Origin of the sequence: Marinobacter salinus, from assembly GCF_001854125.1 — a bacterium.
Taxonomy (GTDB): domain Bacteria; phylum Pseudomonadota; class Gammaproteobacteria; order Pseudomonadales; family Oleiphilaceae; genus Marinobacter; species Marinobacter salinus.
This window is the reverse complement of sequence record NZ_CP017715.1, coordinates 25,353-45,503: the sequence shown is the minus strand read 5'-3', so window position 1 is coordinate 45,503 and position 20,151 is coordinate 25,353. Positions and strand designations below refer to the sequence as shown.

Annotated in this window: 19 protein-coding genes; 10 read left to right on the top strand and 9 right to left on the bottom strand. The window is 55.2% G+C overall.

The genetic code is table 11. From position 1 onward, the window contains the following. Positions 1-5: 5 nt before the first annotated feature. On the bottom strand, positions 6-1,367 hold the full coding sequence (locus tag BKP64_RS00205; RefSeq protein WP_070964367.1) for a YihY/virulence factor BrkB family protein: 1,362 nt from the start codon (positions 1,365-1,367) through the stop codon (positions 6-8). Positions 1,368-1,566: 199 nt separating this feature from the next. Here BKP64_RS00205 and BKP64_RS00200 point away from each other — a divergent pair, with 199 nt between their 5' ends. Continuing rightward, the gene (locus tag BKP64_RS00200) at positions 1,567-2,823 is read left to right on the top strand and encodes an OmpP1/FadL family transporter (RefSeq protein ID WP_070964364.1); all 1,257 of its coding nucleotides are present in this window, start codon (positions 1,567-1,569) and stop codon (positions 2,821-2,823) included. A gap of 66 nt (positions 2,824-2,889) precedes the next feature. Here BKP64_RS00200 and BKP64_RS00195 read toward each other — a convergent pair whose 3' ends face one another. Further along, positions 2,890-3,825, bottom strand: coding sequence for a D-2-hydroxyacid dehydrogenase (locus tag BKP64_RS00195; protein ID WP_070964361.1), 936 nt, complete (start codon positions 3,823-3,825; stop codon positions 2,890-2,892). A gap of 75 nt (positions 3,826-3,900) precedes the next feature. Here BKP64_RS00195 and tmpT point away from each other — a divergent pair, with 75 nt between their 5' ends. The 4 genes from tmpT (at position 3,901) to BKP64_RS00175 (ending at position 9,777) form a co-directional block, all read left to right on the top strand. Next, on the top strand, positions 3,901-4,554 hold the full coding sequence (gene tmpT, locus BKP64_RS00190; protein ID WP_070964358.1) for a thiopurine S-methyltransferase: 654 nt from the start codon (positions 3,901-3,903) through the stop codon (positions 4,552-4,554). A gap of 409 nt (positions 4,555-4,963) precedes the next feature. Then, entirely contained in the window at positions 4,964-6,886 is a 1,923-nt protein-coding gene (locus BKP64_RS00185; protein ID WP_070964356.1) for a PrkA family serine protein kinase, read from the top strand. Positions 6,887-6,925: 39 nt separating this feature from the next. Then, on the top strand, positions 6,926-8,215 hold the full coding sequence (locus BKP64_RS00180; protein ID WP_227515618.1) for a YeaH/YhbH family protein: 1,290 nt from the start codon (positions 6,926-6,928) through the stop codon (positions 8,213-8,215). After that, positions 8,212-9,777, top strand: a complete 1,566-nt coding sequence (locus BKP64_RS00175; protein ID WP_070964351.1) for a SpoVR family protein — start codon at positions 8,212-8,214, stop codon at positions 9,775-9,777. The genes BKP64_RS00180 and BKP64_RS00175 overlap by 4 nt, the downstream gene beginning before the upstream one ends. 22 nt (positions 9,778-9,799) lie before the next feature. Here BKP64_RS00175 and BKP64_RS00170 read toward each other — a convergent pair whose 3' ends face one another. From BKP64_RS00170 to BKP64_RS00160, 3 genes are read right to left on the bottom strand one after another with little or no spacing between them, the layout of a single operon-like run. Then, complete coding sequence (locus BKP64_RS00170) at positions 9,800-11,158, bottom strand: TrpB-like pyridoxal phosphate-dependent enzyme (protein ID WP_070964349.1); 1,359 nt, start codon at positions 11,156-11,158, stop codon at positions 9,800-9,802. Between the two features lie 34 nt (positions 11,159-11,192). Then, on the bottom strand, positions 11,193-11,924 hold the full coding sequence (locus tag BKP64_RS00165; protein WP_070964346.1) for an LrgB family protein: 732 nt from the start codon (positions 11,922-11,924) through the stop codon (positions 11,193-11,195). After that, positions 11,917-12,300, bottom strand: a complete 384-nt coding sequence (locus BKP64_RS00160) for a CidA/LrgA family protein (protein ID WP_070964344.1) — start codon at positions 12,298-12,300, stop codon at positions 11,917-11,919. Before BKP64_RS00160 ends, BKP64_RS00165 begins: the two co-directional genes overlap by 8 nt. A 244-nt stretch (positions 12,301-12,544) precedes the next feature. Between BKP64_RS00160 and BKP64_RS00155 the strand changes: the two genes are divergently transcribed. Beyond that, a complete protein-coding gene (locus tag BKP64_RS00155) occupies positions 12,545-13,984 on the top strand; it encodes a WS/DGAT/MGAT family O-acyltransferase (protein WP_070964342.1) in 1,440 nt (479 codons plus the stop codon). On the opposite strand, the gene BKP64_RS00150 is transcribed toward BKP64_RS00155, so the two are convergent. Beyond that, on the bottom strand, positions 13,981-14,610 hold the full coding sequence (locus tag BKP64_RS00150) for a TetR family transcriptional regulator (RefSeq protein ID WP_070973476.1): 630 nt from the start codon (positions 14,608-14,610) through the stop codon (positions 13,981-13,983). The two genes, BKP64_RS00155 and BKP64_RS00150, sit on opposite strands and share 4 nt — an antisense overlap. A 193-nt stretch (positions 14,611-14,803) precedes the next feature. Here BKP64_RS00150 and BKP64_RS00145 point away from each other — a divergent pair, with 193 nt between their 5' ends. After that, the gene (locus BKP64_RS00145) at positions 14,804-15,907 is read left to right on the top strand and encodes a ferredoxin reductase (protein ID WP_070964338.1); all 1,104 of its coding nucleotides are present in this window, start codon (positions 14,804-14,806) and stop codon (positions 15,905-15,907) included. 54 nt (positions 15,908-15,961) lie between these two features. Then, positions 15,962-17,053 (top strand): fatty acid desaturase family protein, encoded by a 1,092-nt coding sequence (locus BKP64_RS00140; protein WP_070964335.1) that lies wholly within the window; start codon positions 15,962-15,964, stop codon positions 17,051-17,053. Here the strand turns inward: BKP64_RS00140 and BKP64_RS00135 are convergent. The 3 genes from BKP64_RS00135 to BKP64_RS00125 are packed head-to-tail and all read right to left on the bottom strand — an operon-like array spanning position 17,041 to position 18,140. Then, on the bottom strand, positions 17,041-17,478 hold the full coding sequence (locus tag BKP64_RS00135; RefSeq protein WP_070964333.1) for an RrF2 family transcriptional regulator: 438 nt from the start codon (positions 17,476-17,478) through the stop codon (positions 17,041-17,043). The two genes, BKP64_RS00140 and BKP64_RS00135, sit on opposite strands and share 13 nt — an antisense overlap. A gap of 33 nt (positions 17,479-17,511) precedes the next feature. Beyond that, positions 17,512-17,901, bottom strand: a complete 390-nt coding sequence (locus BKP64_RS00130) for a YbaN family protein (RefSeq protein WP_227515466.1) — start codon at positions 17,899-17,901, stop codon at positions 17,512-17,514. 23 nt (positions 17,902-17,924) lie between these two features. Next, positions 17,925-18,140: a hypothetical protein gene (locus tag BKP64_RS00125; protein WP_070964326.1), complete on the bottom strand. Its 216-nt coding sequence runs from the start codon at positions 18,138-18,140 to the stop codon at positions 17,925-17,927. A gap of 190 nt (positions 18,141-18,330) precedes the next feature. Here BKP64_RS00125 and ytfE point away from each other — a divergent pair, with 190 nt between their 5' ends. Further along, a complete protein-coding gene (gene ytfE, locus BKP64_RS00120; protein ID WP_070964323.1) occupies positions 18,331-19,014 on the top strand; it encodes an iron-sulfur cluster repair protein YtfE in 684 nt (227 codons plus the stop codon). Positions 19,015-19,149: 135 nt separating this feature from the next. Further along, entirely contained in the window at positions 19,150-20,142 is a 993-nt protein-coding gene (gene moaA / locus BKP64_RS00115) for a GTP 3',8-cyclase MoaA (protein WP_070964320.1), read from the top strand. The last annotated feature ends 9 nt before the right edge of the window (positions 20,143-20,151 follow it).

Genomic DNA, 20,151 nt, shown 5'->3' with positions numbered 1-20,151 from the left:
AAAGCTCAGGTTTCGGAAGCCGGTACCGCTTTTACTTCCGCAGGCCGTTTGCCGCTTTCAACCGACCCGCCGGTTCTCAGCAGTTCCGCGAATGATATGTGCTCCTGCCCCCGGGAGTCCTCCATCGGATCCATCGGCCCTATTTTGGGCAGTCGGTCGACCACGCGATCTTCATCGTAACGAACCACTTTCAGGACATCACCCACGGTGATCAGTTCAAGAGAACGCCCCGGAACAAGCTGGTCACCCTGGCGCCCCGCCAGGGAAAGAATACCGGCACGAATAAGCTTGTCGCTGACACCGCGACTGACCTCACCCGGTACCCGCAATTCCTGCTCCACCGCTTCCTGCTGCGGAGCCAGCCGGCCTTCACTGAAGGGCTTGGAGACCAGCCACATCAATGCCAGCGCCACTTTTTCCTGTAATTCAGGAGCCAGTTGAACGTCACGGCGCTTGGCGACGGAACCGGGGTTCTGCAAATAGAACGCAAGGCTTGCACCGAGCAGGAGAATCATCCAGTTCAGATATATCCAGATCAGAAGAATGATCCCGATGGCAAAGCTCGAGTATATCGCGGCGTACTTTGCGGAGCCGGCTACAAATGACGCGAACAGCATGCCTCCGGCCTGCCAGGAGACGCCCGCAACCAGTCCACCGATGAACGCGTAGCGAAGCTTCACCCGAGTATTGGGCATGAAGATATAGACGAAGGTGAAGGCACCGACGACAAGGAAGAACGGCATAAACCGGCTGATAACCAGAATGAGGGAGCCAAGTGGCTCTATCGCGATCAATGTCTGGACGATCGAAGAGGAGAAGATAGTTGCGCTGACACCTATGGCGGACACCATGAGCAACGGACCCACCATGATGACACTCAGATAGTTGCTGAAGCGCTGCCCAACCGAGCGCATATCCGGCACCCGCCAGATCATATTGAATGACCGCTCTATCTTCTGAAGCAAAGAAATAACGGTGTATACCAGCAACGCGAGTCCGACCGAGCCGAGAACCCCCACTTTCATGTTGTCCACAAAGCCCAGAATTTTCTCGGCCAGTTCCACCCCCTGGGGGCCCATGGGCTCAAAGAACTGGAACAGAAAGGGCTCCATTCGCTGATGCACGCCCAACGCCTTCAACACGGAGAAACTCAGGGCCAACAAAGGCACGATGCTCAGTAAGGTGGTGTAAACCAGACTCATGGCATGGAGAGTCAGCTGCCCGCTGAGCACATCCCTCACCAGGGCGTACGCCGAACGGCCGACCTTGTAGAGCCACGTCCATGGCCAGTTCTGAGGCGGGTTGGGGTTTGCAAGAATCCAGCTTTCAGCTGCCTGAAGCCGTTCTTTGAATTGAAAAGAAGCCACTCAATGTCCTGTTTTTCAGAGTTTTAGACAGATTATCAGTCAGATAATCCGACACAACAAAGTATGGCCGATTGTTAGCGTTTTGCGAGCCCCAGCATGGCGTTATAACCATATTAAATTATATCACTTCCACTTATAACCGATTTTCTGTAAAACCACTCTCAGTTTTTAAATTAACTATACGAGTGGGTATTCATCTATGCGTCTGACGTGCTCCCTGGCAGTTGCCGCCATTTCGGTTCTGACCCCTGCAGCCGCCTTCGCGACCAACGGCTATTTCAGCAACGGATACGGCACCATCAGCAAGGGCATGGCCGGTGCCGGCTCAGCCCTTTCCCAGGACAGCATTGCTGCCGCCACCAACCCGGCGGGCATGGCGTTTATAGGCAATAGGATCGATGGCGGTTTCGAGGTATTTTCTCCTCGCCGCGAATATTCGGTTGAAGGGAATCCTGCGGCACCCGGTAATACATTCCCCCTGGCTCCCGGAACCTATGAGAGTAGTAAGAACGGTTTTGTCATTCCCCATGTCGGTTTTAACCGCGAGCTGTCAGATACCATGGCCTTTGGTGTTTCGGTGTTTGCCAACGGTGGCATGAACACCGACTATCAAGGCGGCAATGGCGGGCCCTTCTATGCCGGCCGTACCGGAGTGAACCTTGAGCAGCTGTTCATTGCCCCGACCTGGTCCTGGGAATTTTCTGACGATCAGGCCATCGGCATTTCGCCGGTGATTGCTTATCAGCGATTCGAAGCAGAGGGCCTGCAAAGCTTTGCTCCGTTTTCATCTGATGCCACTGCGCTTTCCAACAACGGCACCGACGATGCCTGGGGCTACGGCTACCAGATTGGCTGGCAGGGCGAGATCACCGATACCCTTCGCGGGGGCGTAAGCTGGCGCAACATCCTGGAAATGGGTGAGTTCGACAAGTATCGTGGTCTCTTTGCGGAGCAGGGTGATTTCGATATTCCGCAAATGTTCAACGCGGGCATCGCCTGGTCGGGCATTCAGGATCACTGGCTCCTGCTGGATATTCAGCATATTCGCTACAGCGAAATCAACAGCGTCGGTAATCCATTGATACCGAACCTTCAAACTGCCCAGCTCGGCGACGATAACGGTGCTGGCTTCGGGTGGGATGACATGACCATCGTGAAGCTGGGATGGCAGTGGCAGCAAACTCCCGGTCACGCCTGGCGCGCCGGAGTAAGCTACGGGGAAAACCCGATCTCCGACGAGGACGTTCTGTTCAACATTCTCGCTCCGGGGATTCAGGAGTGGCACTTTACGGGTGGTTTCACGCACACCTTCAGTGATGAACTGGCACTGTCAGCCATGGCATTCTATTCCCCGGCGAAAGAAGTGTCGGGGCCCAACCCGCTGGCTCCCAACCAGACCATCAATCTGGAAATGTACCAGGTTGGTGTTTCCGCGAGCCTGGGCTGGACATTCTGACCTGACCCTCTGTGCGAAAACAAAACGCCCTGGCAAAGCCAGGGCGTTTTCGGTTAAGGACACCACTCAGATCACGGACTCAAGATTCCCGGCCGTGATCTCAACAATACGCTGACGGGCCTCACGGCTGGCCCACGCGGAATGTGGGGTGATAATCAGGTTCGGGATATCTTCTGCCAGCAACGGATTGCCATTGCGTGGGGGCTCCTCGGTGAGGACGTCAAATCCGGCTCCTCCGATTTCACCCGAGCGCAGTGCATCCGCTAGCGCCTGTTCATCCACCAGGCCACCACGGCTGGTATTAATCAGCAATGAATCCCTTTTCATGACTTTCAGCTCCGGGGCTCCGATGAGGTTTCGGGTGTCATCGGTCAGCAGACAGTGAAGCGAAAGCACATCCACCTGAGGCAACAACTCGTGCAGGGGAATACGTGGATAACCGTCCACTTCCCCGGCTTCCTGTCCAGGCCTTGCACCCAGCAGAATGTTCATGCCAAACGCTCTGGCCCGCTGAACCACGCCCTGACCCAGATCGCCATAGCCCACAACACCCAAAGTCCTCCCTTCCAGTTCCATGATGGGATGGTCCATCAGGCAGAACATATCACTTTTCCCCCACCGACCGGCCCGCACGTCCCGGTCATAATCAATCAGGCGCGTCGCCAGTGCCAGCATCAGGGCCATGGTATGCTGAGCAACGGTAGAGCGGCCATAATTGGTCACATTCATTACCCGAATGCCATGCTCTTTAGCCGCTTCCTGATCGATGTTATTGAGGCCGGTAGCAACAACGGCAATGGTTTTCAGTTCCGGACACGCCTCGAAATGTTCACGCTTCAGAACAACCTTGTTAACCAGAACGGTGTCAAAACCGGAGATGCGGTCGAGAATCTGTTCCGGTGAGGTTTTTTCATACTTAACCAGGCCGCCGGTGACACGCTCAACAGACGCGAGATCGACATCATCGCCAAGGGTTTTGGCATCAAGGAATACTGCTTTCATGCTTTTCTCCTGAATCAAGACAGGCAAAGATTAGGGTAGACTGAACCAAACGTCCAAATAAGGGGTTGGCTAACCATGGAACACGAATTCTGGCACGAACGCTGGGCAAAGAGTGAAATCGGCTTTCACGAAGGCACGGTCAATCAATATCTGTATGACCACTGGCCGGAACTTGCCGGAAAATCCCCAGATGCGGTCTTCGTCCCCCTCTGTGGCAAAGCCCACGACATGTGGTGGCTTCACGATCGTGGCCATCCCATTATTGGCGTGGAACTGAGCGATGTGGCCTGTAAGGATTTTTTTGAAGAAGGCGGCGAAAAAGCCAAGGTTCACCCCGGCGAACCTTTCACAACCTTCAAGCACGGCGACCTTGAACTCTGGTGCGGCGACTTCTTTCAGCTGGTCCAGGATGATCTCAAGCACATCCGCCTGGTTTATGACCGGGCTGCCCTTATTGCCCTGCCGAAGTCGATGCGTAAGAAGTATGTGGAACATCTTACGGCGGTCATCCCCGACGGCACCCGCATCCTGCTCATTACCCTGGACTACGAAACCGACATCAAGGGGCCTCCGTTTAACGTCAGCGACGAAGAGGTCTACGAACTCTACGGCGAGGACTATGACATTGAACACATCCGGACCAACACCATTGCGAAGGACCACCCGTTCGCCAAGCGGCGTGGACTCGAGGGCGCGACAGAAGGCGTATTCCGACTGACCAAGCGATAACGCCCAAGCCTTACTATTGCTTCGATCGGGCAGTTTTTTACGGTCTGATCGGAGTGTGTGGGTGGTTTTTCTGACACCGCTTGTTTGTCTGAGCCCAGCGAGTTTCAACAAGCGGTGTCAGAAAGACCACCCACGCGCTCCAGCCCCACCCCAAAAAGCCAAAGAACAAAACCCGCCCACCCCGTAACACAATTTAATGAACCTTAACCACTTCCCCACTGTCCAACTTTCCGAGCTTGAACTAAGCTCAGATTAATCGAGCGCGAAAGGCCAATATGGCCAGACCGCTTGTAAGTATCCATTCCTTCCACCCATAACTAAACAGACCGCCTAGGCCGGCGGAACCGATGCAACGGGGACATTGCGTGAACTGAGAGCTGACTATTAGAGAGCAAGCGAGGGGCCATCTATGACCATCATGCAGCACTTCAAAGACCGGTATGAGAGTACCCAGGAAGAAGAGTACAGCCTGGAGGAATACCTGGAGATCTGCAAAAAGGACCCAACGGCCTATGCCACGGCCGCTGAGAGAATGTTAATTGCCATCGGCGAACCGGAACTTGTCGATACCTCTCGTGACCCCCGCCTGTCACGTATCTTTTCCAACAAGGTAATCAAACGATATCCGGAATTCTCCGAGTTCTACGGCATGGAAGATGCCGTCGAGAATATCGTTTCCTTCTTTCGCCATGCGGCACAAGGTCTGGAAGAGAAGAAGCAGATTCTTTACCTGCTCGGCCCCGTGGGCGGCGGTAAATCCTCTTTGGCAGAAAAGCTGAAGTTCCTGATGCAGAAGGTACCCTTTTACGCCATCAAGGACTCACCGGTGAACGAGTCTCCACTGGGTCTGTTTGATCCTACCGAGGACGCCCAGATCCTTGAGGAGGAATATGGAATTCCTGCCAGATACATCAAAAACATCATGTCGCCCTGGGCGGTCAAGCGTCTGCATGAGTTTGGCGGAGATATCAGCCAGTTCCGTGTGGTGAAGAAATACCCTTCCGTTCTCGACCAGATCGGCGTATCCAAAACCGAACCAGGCGATGACAACAATCAGGACATTTCAGCCCTGGTGGGCAAGGTAAACATCCGGATGCTGGAAGATTTCTCCCAGGATGACCCGGATGCCTACAGCTTCAGTGGCGGCCTGTGCAAGGCTAACCAGGGGCTGATGGAATTCGTGGAGATGTTCAAGGCTCCCATCAAGGTGCTGCACCCGTTGCTGACGGCAACCCAGGAAGGCAACTACAACACGACCGAAGGAATGGGCTCGGTTCCGTTTGACGGCGTCATCCTGGCCCACTCCAACGAATCCGAGTGGCAGACCTTCCGGAACAACAAGCATAACGAGGCGTTCCTTGACCGAGTCTACATTGTCAAAGTGCCCTACTGCGTGCGCGTTTCCGAAGAAATTGAAATCTACCGCAAGCTTCTGAGCAACAGCTCCCTGGAAGGTGCGCCCTGCGCGCCCGACACGCTGGACATGCTGGCCCAGTTTTCGGTGCTCTCGCGAATCAAGGAGCCGGAGAACTCCAGCATCTTCTCGAAGATGCGGGTTTACGACGGCCAGAACATCAAGGACACCGACCCGAAAGCCAAGTCCATTCAGGAGTATCGCGATGCCGCAGGCGTAATGGAGGGGATGGATGGCCTGTCTACCCGTTTTGCCTTCAAGATACTGTCCAAGGTGTTTAATTTCGATACCACCGAGGTCGCGGCGAACCCGGTCCATCTGCTCTATGTTCTTGAAAAACAGATTGAGCAGGAGCAGTTCCCGGCGGAAACCCATGAGCGATACCTGAGATTCATCAAGGAGTTCCTGGCACCGCATTATGTCCAGTTTATCGGCAAGGAAATCCAGACCGCCTACCTGGAAAGCTACAGCGAATACGGGCAAAACCTGTTCGATCGTTATGTGACCTATGCCGACTTCTGGATTCAGGATCAGGAATACCGCGATCCGGAAACCGGCGAGATTCTCGACCGTCCGTCCATTAACGATGAACTTGAGAAAATCGAGAAGCCGGCAGGCATCAGTAATCCGAAGGACTTCCGTAACGAAGTGGTTAACTTCGTGCTGAGGGCGCGAGCCAATAATCAGGGGCGTAACCCATCGTGGTTGAGTTACGAGAAGCTGCGCAGTGTGATCGAGAAGAAAATGTTCTCGAACACCGAGGATCTGCTGCCAGTCATTTCCTTCAACCCGAAAGCCAGCCAGGAAGATCAGAAAAAGCACAAGCAGTTCGTCGAGCGTATGGTCGACCGAGGCTACACGGAGAAACAGGTACGTCTGCTCGCAGAATGGTATCTGAGGGTTCGTAAGTCTCACTAAGTCAGTGATCAAGCGCTGAACTGGAGTAACGCTATGGGTATGACCCACGTAGTCGACCGCCGACTGAACGGGAAAAACAAGAGCGCAGTGAACCGGGAACGGTTCCTGCGCCGTTACCGCCACCACATCAAGAAAGCCGTTGCCGATGCGGTGCAGCGGCGCTCGATTACAGACATTGAACGGGGCGAGAATGTCAGCATCCCTTCCCGGGATATCGACGAACCTATTTTTCACCATGGTCAGGGCGGTCGCCGGGAGGTGGTTCATCCTGGCAACCAGGAGTTCGTGGCCGGGGATACCATCCCGAAACCACCCGGAGGCGAGGGTCAGGGCCAGGGTCAAGGTAAGGCCAGCCCCGATGGTGAGGGCATGGATGAGTTTGCCTTCCAGATCACTCAGGACGAGTTTCTGGACTTCCTGTTCGATGATCTGGAATTGCCAAACCTGGCCCGCAAGAAACTGAAAGACACCGAAGCCTTCAAGTATGTGCGCTCGGGATTCTCTACCCAGGGTGTGCCGGCGAAACTGGATGTTGTCCGCTCACTTCGGGGTGCCCACGCCCGGCGTCTGGGTTTGGGCGGAGCCCGCAAGAAGAAGATCCGCGAGCTGGAAGAGCAACTGGCTGAACTCAAATCCGCACCGGAAGACCTGGACCCGGCCTTCAGTCATCAGGATCAGATCCAGGTGCTGGAAGAAGAAATCGCACGCCTCAAAGCGAATGTGAAACGAATTCCGTTCATTGATGAGATCGACCTCCGCTACCGGCAGCACCTGAAACAACCTCAACCGGCCACCAGCGCCGTGATGTTTTGCCTGATGGATGTGTCCGGGTCTATGACACAGATGCACAAGGACATTGCCAAGCGGTTCTTTATCCTGCTTTACCTGTTCCTGAAGAAAAACTACAAGAAGATCGACGTGGTCTTCATTCGTCACCACACCAGCGCCAAGGAAGTGGATGAAGAAGAGTTTTTCTATTCCCGGGAAACGGGGGGCACCATCGTCTCCAGTGCCCTGAAGCTGATGAAAAAAATCATTGAATCCCGATACTCTCCGGACGAGTGGAACATCTATGCTGCCCAGGCATCGGATGGCGATAACTGGAACGACGACTCCCCGGTGTGCAGCAAAATTCTGGCAGATAGCATACTGCCCCTGGTGCAGTACTACGCCTATGTGGAGATTACGCCCCAGGACCACCAGATGCTCTGGTATGAATATGAGAAGATCATGGAGCGCTTCCCCCAGAGCTTTGCCATTCAGCAGATTGCTGACCCGGGCGAGATTTACCCGGTGTTCCGCCACCTGTTCGAGAGGAAAGCCGCATGACTGGCACCATGGACCGCCCCAATGTTCCGGAAAGCGGACAGCCCCGGAACCGTGAGCCCATTTCCACCAGTTCGGAATGGACGTTCGACCTTATCCAGCAGTACGACGATGAAATTGCCAAGTGCGCTGCAGAGTTCGGGCTGGACACTTACCCCAACCAGATTGAAGTTATCAGCGCCGAGCAGATGATGGACGCCTACAGCTCCGTCGGTATGCCCGTGGGTTACCACCACTGGTCTTTCGGCAAGCAATTCCTCAGCACCTCCAAAGGGTATCAGCGGGGGCAAATGGGGCTAGCCTACGAGATCGTCATTAATTCCAACCCCTGTATCGCTTACCTGATGGAGGAAAACACGCTGCCCATGCAGGCACTGGTCATTGCCCATGCCTCCTATGGACACAACTCCTTCTTTAAAGGTAACTATCTGTTCCGGACCTGGACAGATGCCAGCGCCATTATTGATTACCTGGTCTTTGCCCGGAATTATGTGGCGGAATGCGAGGAACGTCACGGTGTCGACGCCGTTGAACAGATCCTCGACTCCTGTCATGCCCTGATGAATTACGGTGTCGACCGCTACAAGCGGCCGGCACCCATTTCCGCTGTGGAGGAACAACGCCGTCAGCAGGAACGGGAGGAGTATCAACAACGTCGTATCAACGACCTCTGGCGCACCATCCCCAGGCCCGGCGACGACGAGGACCCGATCAGGCATAAGAAACGCTACCCGGAAGAGCCTCAGGAGAACATTCTGTACTTCATTGAAAAGAATGCTCCGCTTCTGGAAACCTGGCAGCGGGAAATCGTTCGCATCGTCCGCAAACTTGCCCAGTATTTCTATCCACAGCGCCAGACCCAGGTGATGAACGAAGGCTGGGCCACCTTCTGGCACTACACACTGCTGCACCGGATGTATGAAAAGGGCCTGGTGAACGACGGCTTTATGCTCGAGTTCCTGCAGAGCCACACCGCCGTGGTGTATCAGCCGCCCTTCAACAGCCCCTGGTATTCGGGCATCAACCCTTACACCCTGGGTTTCTCGATCTTCACCGACCTGAGACGGATCTGCGAAAAGCCCACGGACGAAGATCGCCACTGGTTCCCCGATATAGCCGGATCGGACTGGGTGGAAACCCTTCATTTCGCCATGAAGAATTTCAAGGACGAGAGCTTCATTCACCAGTTCCTGTCGCCAAAAGTCATGCGGGATCTGAAACTATTTGCCATTGAAAATGACGACCAGGAAGACGTCTACCGTGTCACTGCCATTCACGATGATCCCGGCTATCGGGTTCTTCGCGAGAAGCTGGCGCGGCAATACAACCTCAGCTATCGGGAACCCAACATCCAGGTCTGGAATGTGGATGTCCGTGGGGACCGTTCCTTGACACTGCGGCACATTCCCGTTGACCGGGTACCCCTGGATAACGAAACCGACGAAGTACTCCGGCACGCGCACCGCCTCTGGGGCTTTGATGTACATCTGGAAAGCGTTGATGACATGACGGTGGTGGAGGAGTTCCACTGCCCGGCACGCCCGATGGATGACGCCAGCCACTGAGTATGGCTGGCGTCCCGGAGGGTCACGCGTTAACGGATGGCAACCCGGAGAGGGCCATCGCCAGCTCCTGTTCGTCGTATTCGTGATCGCTCAACTCACCCGCGAAGTAAGAGGTGTAGGCCGCCATATCAAAATGACCGTGGCCGCACAGGTTGAACAGGATCACTTCCTCCTTGCCCTCACGCTTGCAGCGCAGCGCTTCATCAATGGCGCCCTTGACCGCGTGATTCGCTTCCGGCGCTGGCACGATGCCTTCGTTGCGCGCGAAGAGCACGCCCGCCTCAAAGCATTCTCTCTGGGTATAGGACACCGCCTCAAACAGGCCAAGTTCCTTGGCATGGGAGACCAGTGGCGCCATACCGTGGTAGCGAAGACCGCCGGCATGGAAGCCCGGCGGAGTGAATCCGGAACCCAGCGTGTGCATCTTGGTAAGCGGTGTCATGTGGGCGGTATCGCCATAATCGTAGGCGTACTTGCCGCGAGTCAGAGTGGGGCAAGCCGATGGCTCTACGGCAACGATTCGTGACTTCTCACCGCCGCGCAGCGCATGCCCCATAAACGGGAAAGCAATACCGGCAAAGTTTGAGCCTCCCCCGGTACAGCCGACAATGACATCGGGCCAGCAATCCGCCATTTCCATCTGCTGCATCGCTTCCAGACCGATCACGCTCTGGTGCAACAACACGTGGTTCAGTACCGAACCCAGCGCGTACTTTGTATTCGGATCCTTTACCGCCAGCTCCACGGCTTCTGAAATGGCAATACCCAGACTGCCGTTATGCTCCGGGGTCTCCGCCAGCACCTTGCGGCCAAATTCGGTAAGCTCCGAAGGGGAGGCCACGCATTTGGCGCCGTAGGTTTCCATGACAGCCCGGCGGTAGGGTTTCTGGTTGTAGGAGACCCGCACCTGAAAAACCGTCACATCAATATCAAAGAGGGAGCCGGCAAACGACAGTGAAGTGCCCCACTGACCGGCACCCGTTTCCGTCGTGAGGGTGCGAATACCCGCTTCGCGATTATAGAACGCCTGGGGAATGGCAGTATTGGGCTTGTGGCTACCCGCAGGGCTGACCCCCTCATACTTGTAGAAGATTTTGGCGGGCGTGCCGAGGGCCTTTTCCAGACGATGAGCCCGATAAAGCGGGGCGGGACGCCAGAGCTGGTATACATCACGAACCGGTTCGGGGATGTCAATCTCCCGTTCCGTTGTTACTTCCTGTTCAATCAACGCCATCGGGAACAGGGGCTCCAGATCCGATGGCCCGACGGGCTGCTGGGTACCCGGATGCAACACCGCCGGCAGAGGTTCAGGCAGGTCGGCCTGCAAATTGTACCAGCGCTTCGGCATCTGGCTTTCGTCGAGAAGAAACTTCGTTTGCATGGTTACTCCCTTATTCAAGGATTTGTTTTTCTTGTCAGAACAGAGTCCGCATCCAGTCTACCAACCAGGGTACAATAATCGCAGTGGCAAAGGCCGACAGTGCCATCGCCAGCCCTGAGAAGGCCCCCATTCGGGAACTTACCTGAAATGCCCTGGCAGTCCCTATGCCATGGGCAGCCACACCCATAGCGATTCCCTTGGCAGTGTCATCTTTGACCCGTACCCACTCAAACAGCTTGGTACCTAATACCGCCCCGGTGATTCCCGTAATTACCACCAACACGGCGGTCAGCGACGGCAAGCCACCGATCTTTTCGGAAATGCCCATGGCAACGGGTGCGGTCGCGGATTTTGGTGCCAGCGACATCTGAATCTCCGTTGAACCACCCAGAATCCAGGCCAGACCAATGGAGCTGCCCGCGGCAATCACCACGCCGCATATCAGTGAAATCGCCACCGGCAACCACAACTTCCGCAGCCGGGAGAATTGCTGATAAAGCGGCACCGCCAACGCGACGGTGGCAGGTCCAAGCAAAAAGTGCACGAACTGGCCGCCCTCAAAATAGTCGTTATAGGAGGTGCCGGTCAGCAACAACAACCCGATCAGCATCGCCACCGAAATAACCACCGGGTTAGCCAAAGGGTTGGACCGAGTGCGCAGGTACAGTCGGTAGGCGAGCCCGTAGGCCACCAGCGTAATGGTCAGCCCCAGCAGTGGTGAGGCGGACAGGTATACCCAGATGTCCTTCAGGCCTGGCTCATTCATCACCCGCTTCCTCTCCGTTTGCCAGTGGTCCCACCAGCCAGCGGGTAGTGACCTGCATGATGAGCGCCGTCGCCACCAGGGTGATCACGGTGCTTAGCAGGAGCGCAAGCGTGATGGGGACCCATTCTTCGGCAATCCGGTCAAAATGCGCCATCATCCCCACGCCAGCCGGAACGAACAGCAACGACAGATGAGAAAGTAACGCTGAAGAAGCCTGCTCCACCGACTCCGGGGTCTTGCCCCGAATCCAGAGCGTCATGAACAGCATCACCATACCGAGGACAGGTCCCGGAATGGGCACACCGGCAAGGCGCACGGTGATTTCACCCACCAGCTGATACACCAGTAGCAGCGTTATTCCATTGAGAAACTGCATGAAAAGACTCCCACCAACAAGAGCTGATTAATACCAGAGCATAGCCATTAACAGAAGTAGTGAACACTCAACAGAAGTCTGAGCAGAGGTTTCACCGGCTATCGGAACACTATCAACGTGTAACCGTGAAACGGTGCAAAACGGTGGAACTTTTCCAGTACCGATGATCGTGAACTGCGCTCAATATCAGTATACTTGCTTCTAACAACTAAAAGCCCTTTACACTCTTGGAGCACAACAAGGAATGAAACGCCTGGGAACATTGGATGCCTCCTGGCTAGCCGTAGAATCTGAAGACACACCAATGCACGTTGGTAATCTACAGATATTCTCGCTGCCGGATGGCGCTCCTGAGACTTTTCTGCGTGACATGGTCACCAGCATGAAAGAAACCGGGGACGTTGCCACACCCTGGAGCTATAAACTGGCCTGGTCCGGTTTTTTGGGGAGAGTTGTAGCACCCTCTTGGAAAGTCGACAAGAAGATCGATCTTGACTACCACGTTCGTCATTCCGCCCTGCCACGGCCTGGTGGAGAGCGGGAACTGGGGATACTGGTTTCCCGGTTGCACTCCAACCCACTGGACTTCGACCGCCCGCTTTGGGAGTGCCATGTCATAGAGGGACTCGAAAACAACCGCTTCGCCCTCTATACCAAGATGCATCACTCCCTGATCGACGGTATCAGCGGAGTGCGCCTGATGCAGCGGGTACTGACCACCGATCCGGACAAACGCAACATGCCACCTCCCTGGTCGGTCAGGCCAGAGCGTCGCCGGGGTAACAAAACGGACTCCGAAGCCAGTATCCCTGCAGCCATTTCCCAGGCCATGGATGCGTTGAAGCTTCAGGCAGATATGGCGCCACGACTCTGGCAGGCCGGCAGCCGGCTGGTGCACTCGGTGCGCCACCCTGAGGACGGACTGACCGCACCCTTTACCGGTCCGGTGTCCAAGATCAATCACCGGGTGACCGGCCAGCGCCGCTTTGCGACCCAGCATTACCAGCTTGATCTCATCAAAGAAGTGGCGCATGAATCCGGCGCTTCGATGAATGACGTCGTTCTGTATCTCTGCGGGACAGCCCTCAGACGCTTTCTGCTGGAACAGGATGACCTCCCTGACGCCCCGCTGACCGCAGGAATTCCGGTTAATATCCGACCGTCTGATGACCAGGGTACAGGTACCCAGATCAGCTTCATGATTGCCTCACTCGCCACCAATGAAGCGGATCCACTGACCCGGTTGCAGCACATCAAGTCCTCAACCCGTCGCGCCAAGGAACACCTGCAGAAACTCCCGAAGAGCGCGCTTACCCAGTACACCATGCTGCTGATGTCGCCCTATATCCTGCAACTGATGTCCGGATTGGGCGGCCGCATGCGCCCGGTTTTCAACGTCACCATTTCCAATGTGCCAGGGCCACAACGAACCCTTTACTATGAAGGGGCTCGGCTCGAAGCCATGTATCCCGTATCGCTTATCACCCACGGTGGCGCCCTCAACATAACCTGCCTGAGCTATGCCGGGTCCCTGAACTTCGGATACACGGGTTGTCGCGACACCCTGCCAAGCATGCAGAAGCTGGCGGTCTATACCGGAGAAGCACTGGACGAGATCGCAGCGTTGATCCTGCCGCCGAAATCAACCAAACCCCGGAAGCACACATCCAAAAAGCAGGCCTAGTCTTTCCTGCTCTGCCAGTGAGCAGCCCCGACAAAGATCAGTTGAAGGAAGCGGATCGTCCGCTTCCGGATCTGCTCTATCTGGTAATCGTCATCGGCTGCTACGCCCAACAGGTCCGTAAGACTGAATGCCACACTGCGAACGACCAGATCGCTGGTCATGTCGAGATCGGCGTCGGTAAGATGATCCACCAGCCTAAGCCGGCGCAGATCATTGGCCAGTTCACTGGCAAAGAAGCGCATCTCGCTTCGAATCCCCTCCTGCACAGCCCTGCTCTCACCGGCCAGGCCCTGAGCCATAAACAGGAAAAAGCTGCGATTGGCCTGGGCATGACTAATGAAGATACCAACCGACTCTTCAATCAACTTATCCGCCTGGAGAACGTTCTCGCGCGCTTCCCGCATCATACGGCGAAGCACCAGCCCAAGTTCGTCCACCAGCTGTAAGCCCAGGTCGTCCATGCTTCGGAAATGCCGATAAAACGAGGTCGGCACCACGCCTGCCTGGCGTGTGACTTCCCGGATTCCGAGGCTGGCAAAGTGTCGCCCCTTGCCCACCAGTGTCAGCGCCGCATTCATCAGTTTCTCGCGGGTTTCTCCGGGTTTTCTTCTCTGTTTTTCCACCATTGCCTGTCCGTCATCTGCAGCCGACATCAGGTTCACAAGTGTACACATCCGAAAAAATTAAAGCACAGAATGCTTGTCATTTTGAGCCAAATCAGAGCGTGCCATTGTGAGCAAAAAAAGCTATGTGTACAGTTGTACACATTAGTAAACAACTGTACACAAACCTCTGGTCAGCATAATGGAGATCAACACCATGTTAGCGAAACACACCCAGAGCAAAACACTTCTCTGGCTTGGCAGGCAGCTTTTCAACAGGGAAAATCCGGCTGCCTTTTTTGATCCGCTACTGGAGCGCCTGAATCCGATGTGGGTACAAGCGTACACACCAGCTCGTGTGGAGCAGGTTCTTGAGGAAACATCCGACACCAAAACGTTTGTCCTTAGGCCCGCCGACCGATGGCAGGGTTTTGAAGCCGGCCAGCATGTGAACATCTGTGCCGAAGTGGGTGGCATTCGACGCACCCGCACCTTCAGCCTTTCCGGATCGCCAATACTTTGGCAAGAACAGGGGCTGATCACACTGACCATCAAACGACTCGCCGGGGGGCTGGTAACCAACTGGCTGCATGACCATCTGCGGATAGGTGCCATACTGGGCCTCGGTGATGCATTTGGCGATTTTCTGATTCCCGAACCTGCGAAGCCGGTTCTCTTTATCGCTGGCGGAAGCGGCATAACCCCGATTCTTAGCCAGCTGGAGACCATGCCGGCCAGCGATTACGCGGCTCCGGTAACGCTGCTGTATTTCGTGCGAACGCCCAACGACGTGATTGGCGAAGAAAAGTTAAGAGCACTTGCGGCGCACTGGTCCACACTGACCCTGACCATCATCTACACCCATGAAAGGGCAACGCCCCGCTATCTGTCCGAGCAGGATCTGGAGACAGTCCCCGGCATCAAGGCCCGAGAAGTCTATCTTTGCGGCCCCAAGGGACTGATGGATCTGGCCAACGATCTTCTCCACAAACAGGGAATCAGTGAGCGCAACATCCACAGCACCTTCTTCTCCGCGCCTCAGGCGGATCTGGGTGACCAGGCTCTGGGCGGCCTGGTCCAGTTTGCCAGGAGTGATGTTGAAGTGAGTTCGGAGGGAGACGCCAATATCCTTCAGATCGCAGAGGCCGCTGGCCTGTCACCTCGCTACGGCTGCCGCATGGGTATCTGCCATCAATGCAGCTGCCGCAAGACCAGCGGCACTGTCATTAACCGGCTGACTGGACAGACCTCCGGCGCTGGCGAAGAAAGCATCCAGCTCTGCGTATCCGTACCCCGCGGGCCGATTTCCATTGACGCTTAACCCAACGTACCGAATGAGATGGCGGCGCCCGAGGGTGTCGCGAGGAGCATGACCATGAAGAAGATGACCGAAGCACAGTTTAGCGAACTGGAAAAGGACCTTAACGCCATCCGGGATGAGGTAGTAGCCGATCTTGGGGAACGGGATGCCCGCTATATCCGCCGGATTGTGCGACTCCATCGAACTCTCGAAATCAGCGGCCGGGCGATGATGCCATTCGGGATTATTCCTCCAGTTTTCATTGCCGCTACAGCTACCCTGGGCATTGCCAAGATCATTGAGAACATGGAAATCGGCCACAACGTCATGCACGGCCAATATGACTGGATGAACGATCCGGGCCTGCATTCCCAGACCTACGAGTGGGACACTGTCTGCGACGGCGATTCCTGGCGACGGACCCACAACTACGAACACCACACCTACACCAACATCATAGGCAAAGACAGGGACTACGGCTATGCCCTTCTGCGCCTGAGCGATGACGAGAAATGGCAGCCCCTGCATAGCCTGCAGTTTATCAACTACATCCTGCTGAGCGTTTTTTTCCAGTGGGGGGTTGGCTTGCATGAGCTGGAGAGTGAGCGGATCCGGCGCGGCGAGATCCGCCTTCGTGACAAGCTCCCGTTCCTCAGGGCGTTCTTCCGGAAAGGCGGGCGGCAGGCTTTCAAAGACTATGTATTCTTTCCATTGGTCACGCTCCCCGTGGCCCCGGTTGTTCTGGCCGGCAACGCTGGCGCTAACCTGATCCGTAATCTTTGGTCATCCACGGTGATCTTCTGCGGTCACTTTACCCAGGACGCGGAAACCTTCAGCGAAGCCGAGTGCGAGGGTGAGAGCAAAGGGCACTGGTACCTTCGCCAACTTACCGGGTCGTCCAATTTTACCGGTGGCAAATGGGTACACCTGTTAAGCGGGCATCTAAGCTACCAGGTGGAACACCACGTATTCCCGGACCTGCCCGCCCATCGCTATCCAGAGATTTCAGAGAAAGTTCAGTCGGTGTGCCGGAACCACGATATCCAGTACAACACCGGGAGTTTTGCCCGACAGTACGGCACTGTTCTGAAGCGAATCATCGCCTATTCCCTGCCAGACAGAGTGCGGAGCGGATTGCTCTCCGCACATGCCGGTCAGGCAACCTGAAGCAGCCTTAACAACTGCGGCCGGTGCTGATCCTGGATCACATCGGCCAACGTGTATTTATCCAGAACCTCCAAAAATGCCGACAAAGCTTCACCAAACATTGATTTCAGACCGCAGATAGGACTGATCTTGCAGGCATTTTTGGAGGAAAAACATTCCACAATGCTCAGGTCCTGCTCGGTTTCCCTGACCAGGACACCGACATTGATGTCAGTCGGTGACATGTGCAACCTCATACCGCCTTTCTTGCCCCGAATAGTTTCGATGTATCCTTTCTTGTTTAGTTGATGAACCACTTTCATAAGATGGTTCTTCGAAATGTCGTAACTGTCGGCGATTTCCTGGATAGTTGCCAGACGGTCACCCTGCACTGCCAGATAAATCAGAACGCGTAGTGAGTAGTCAGTGTAGCGGGTGATGTGCATTCATTGCTCCAGTTATTAAGTCCAAATAGTCAATTAAGAAGGTCGTTTCAATAGATAACAGGCTGCAGCGGTCAGAAGCCCCCCTGACATCGCCAGGGCGAACACTGGAGTCCCGATTATAAAGAGGGTTCCCCAGCTCAGCCCCATCATGCCGAGCGCAAGCCCCTTAGCCTTGACGGGTACCGCCCTGTTCCTTTGCCAGTTTTCGATCGCCGGGCCATACCGGGGGTGACCCTCCAGCCAGCGCGCAAATGCCGGAGATCCTTTGCTGGCGAAAAAAGCAGCGAGCAACACAAAGGGCGTCGTTGGCAGTAACGGCAAAACCACCCCAACGGCTGCTAGCAACAAAGCAATATACGCAAGAAACTGAAAACCGGTTTTGCCGACTCTTGCGCCCATAGTAAGGGCCCCACTGACGTTCATATTTGCACCTATTTTACCGGTAATCAGTGAACAGGTCTCCCCAGACGACTCAGGAAAACCAGTCTCGCGACATAAGCCACTTTGACACCTACGGCAAATAACAGTGTCCCTATGTGCGCCAGAATCTGCCATGCCATGGACACCGCATCGGCGAACGGGTAAGCCAAAAGAATCGTCAGGACCAGCCCGAGAGCTGACCCAGCCATCGCCGTATTCGCAAACGTTAACCACCTTTCCATTCTTTCACCTATACATTTATTTCTTTTACATCTTTTAACCTATAACGGTTTTGAGAAAACTGCAAACTTCCTTTCCGAAAAGGCTATATCTCACTATGAGCCAGCCGTTCCCTTGATTTTTCATTCAACCTGTTTACATCTTTAAATTTAAACATGTATTATTTATGAATGTTTAATGAAGGAGAAAACCATGAACATGACATCACTTCCCTTGGGGCAGATTGCCCGCGACTACCCCGGAGCCACAGGCATCCTCAAAAAGATGAAGCTGGATTTCTGCTGTGGGGGAGCTACGACTCTGAAGCAAGCCGCCCGCGAAAAGGGGCTCGACGCCCACCGGATCGCTTCGGACATTGAGGCGCACATGAGTCGGCGAAGTGGACAACCGGACCCAACCGACTTGTCGACCGAATCTCTGATCGAGCATATTCTTGAACGCTACCACGATATCCACCGGGAAGAGCTGCCCGAGCTGATCCGGTTGGCAAAGCGTGTTGAGCGCGTACACGGCAGTCACCTCAAGTGCCCGTCCGGACTGGCCGATCTTCTTACCGATGTGCTCGCCGAGCTCGAAAATCACATGGCCAAGGAGGAGCAGATCCTATTTCCGATGATCACTCGAGGCATTAATGGTATGGCTGTTGCGCCCGTCGCGGTCATGCGAGAGGAACACGATAATCACGGCGCCTACCTTGAGAAAATCGAGAGCATAACCAATGACATGACGCTACCCGAAGCCGCATGCAACACCTGGAAGGCGCTCTATCTTGGCCTTGAGACCTTTCGCGACGACCTGACACAGCACATCCATCTTGAAAACAATGTGCTTTTCAACCGTATTGATGGTCGCATGGGAGGGGTTTCCAATGGCTAACTACCGCCGGGCCACGGAAGGCCCGCCACCCCCACGTGGGGAGTTACCTACCCCGGGGTATCGGAATTGGTGATCCGATCTGCAATACTTAGTCTATAATCAGATTAAAAAATAACCGGCAACAGGATCAACTCGATGCCCCAGAACAAGCTGACAGACCGTTTTGGTCGCACTGTCAACTACGTGCGTCTGTCCGTCACTGACCGGTGCGACTTCCGCTGCGTCTACTGTATGGCCGAGGACATGACGTTCCTGCCCCGCCAGCAGGTTCTGACCCTTGAGGAAATTGCCCGGGTGGCCCGCAACTTTGTTGACCTGGGTACCGAAAAAATTCGTCTGACCGGCGGCGAACCTCTGGTACGCAAGGACATCCTGGAGCTGGTGAAGGAAGTCGGCACTTACGGGCTGCGAGACTTTGCCATGACTACCAATGGCAGCCAGCTCACCTCCATGGCCGAACCCCTGCGCAAGGCAGGCATGCACCGGTTGAATATCAGTCTCGACTCCCTGGATGCGGAGAAATTCCGCAACATCACCCGCACAGGCAAACTCAGCCACGTTCTGGATGGAATTGACGCTGCCCGCGAGGCAGGCTTCCGAGGCATCAAGATCAATACTGTGGTGATGAAGGGCCGCAATGATGAGGAGATTCCGGAACTGATTGAGTTCGCCCGGAAGAAGCAGGTGGATATCAGCTTTATTGAAGAGATGCCCCTGGGTGAGATTTCCGAGCACGACCGGGGTCTGGCGCTGTGCACCAGCGAGGAAGTGCGGGACATTATCAGGAAGCACCACGAACTGGTTCCCGCAACCGAAGACTCCGGCGGCCCCGCGCGCTATTACCGGATGCAGGACAGCTCTACCAAGGTTGGCTTTATCTCGCCCCATTCCCACAATTTCTGCTCGACCTGCAACCGTGTACGGGTCACTGTCGAGGGCCGGTTACTGCTCTGTCTGGGCAATGAGCATTCCGTGGATCTTCGCCGCGTTCTGCGTGGCAATCCGGTGACGGATGACAAACTGCGCCAGACCATTATCAACGCCATGGACCTGAAGCCGGAGCGCCATCACTTCTCCACCAATGGGGATGTGCAGATCCTGCGATTCATGAATATGACCGGCGGCTGATGATACTCA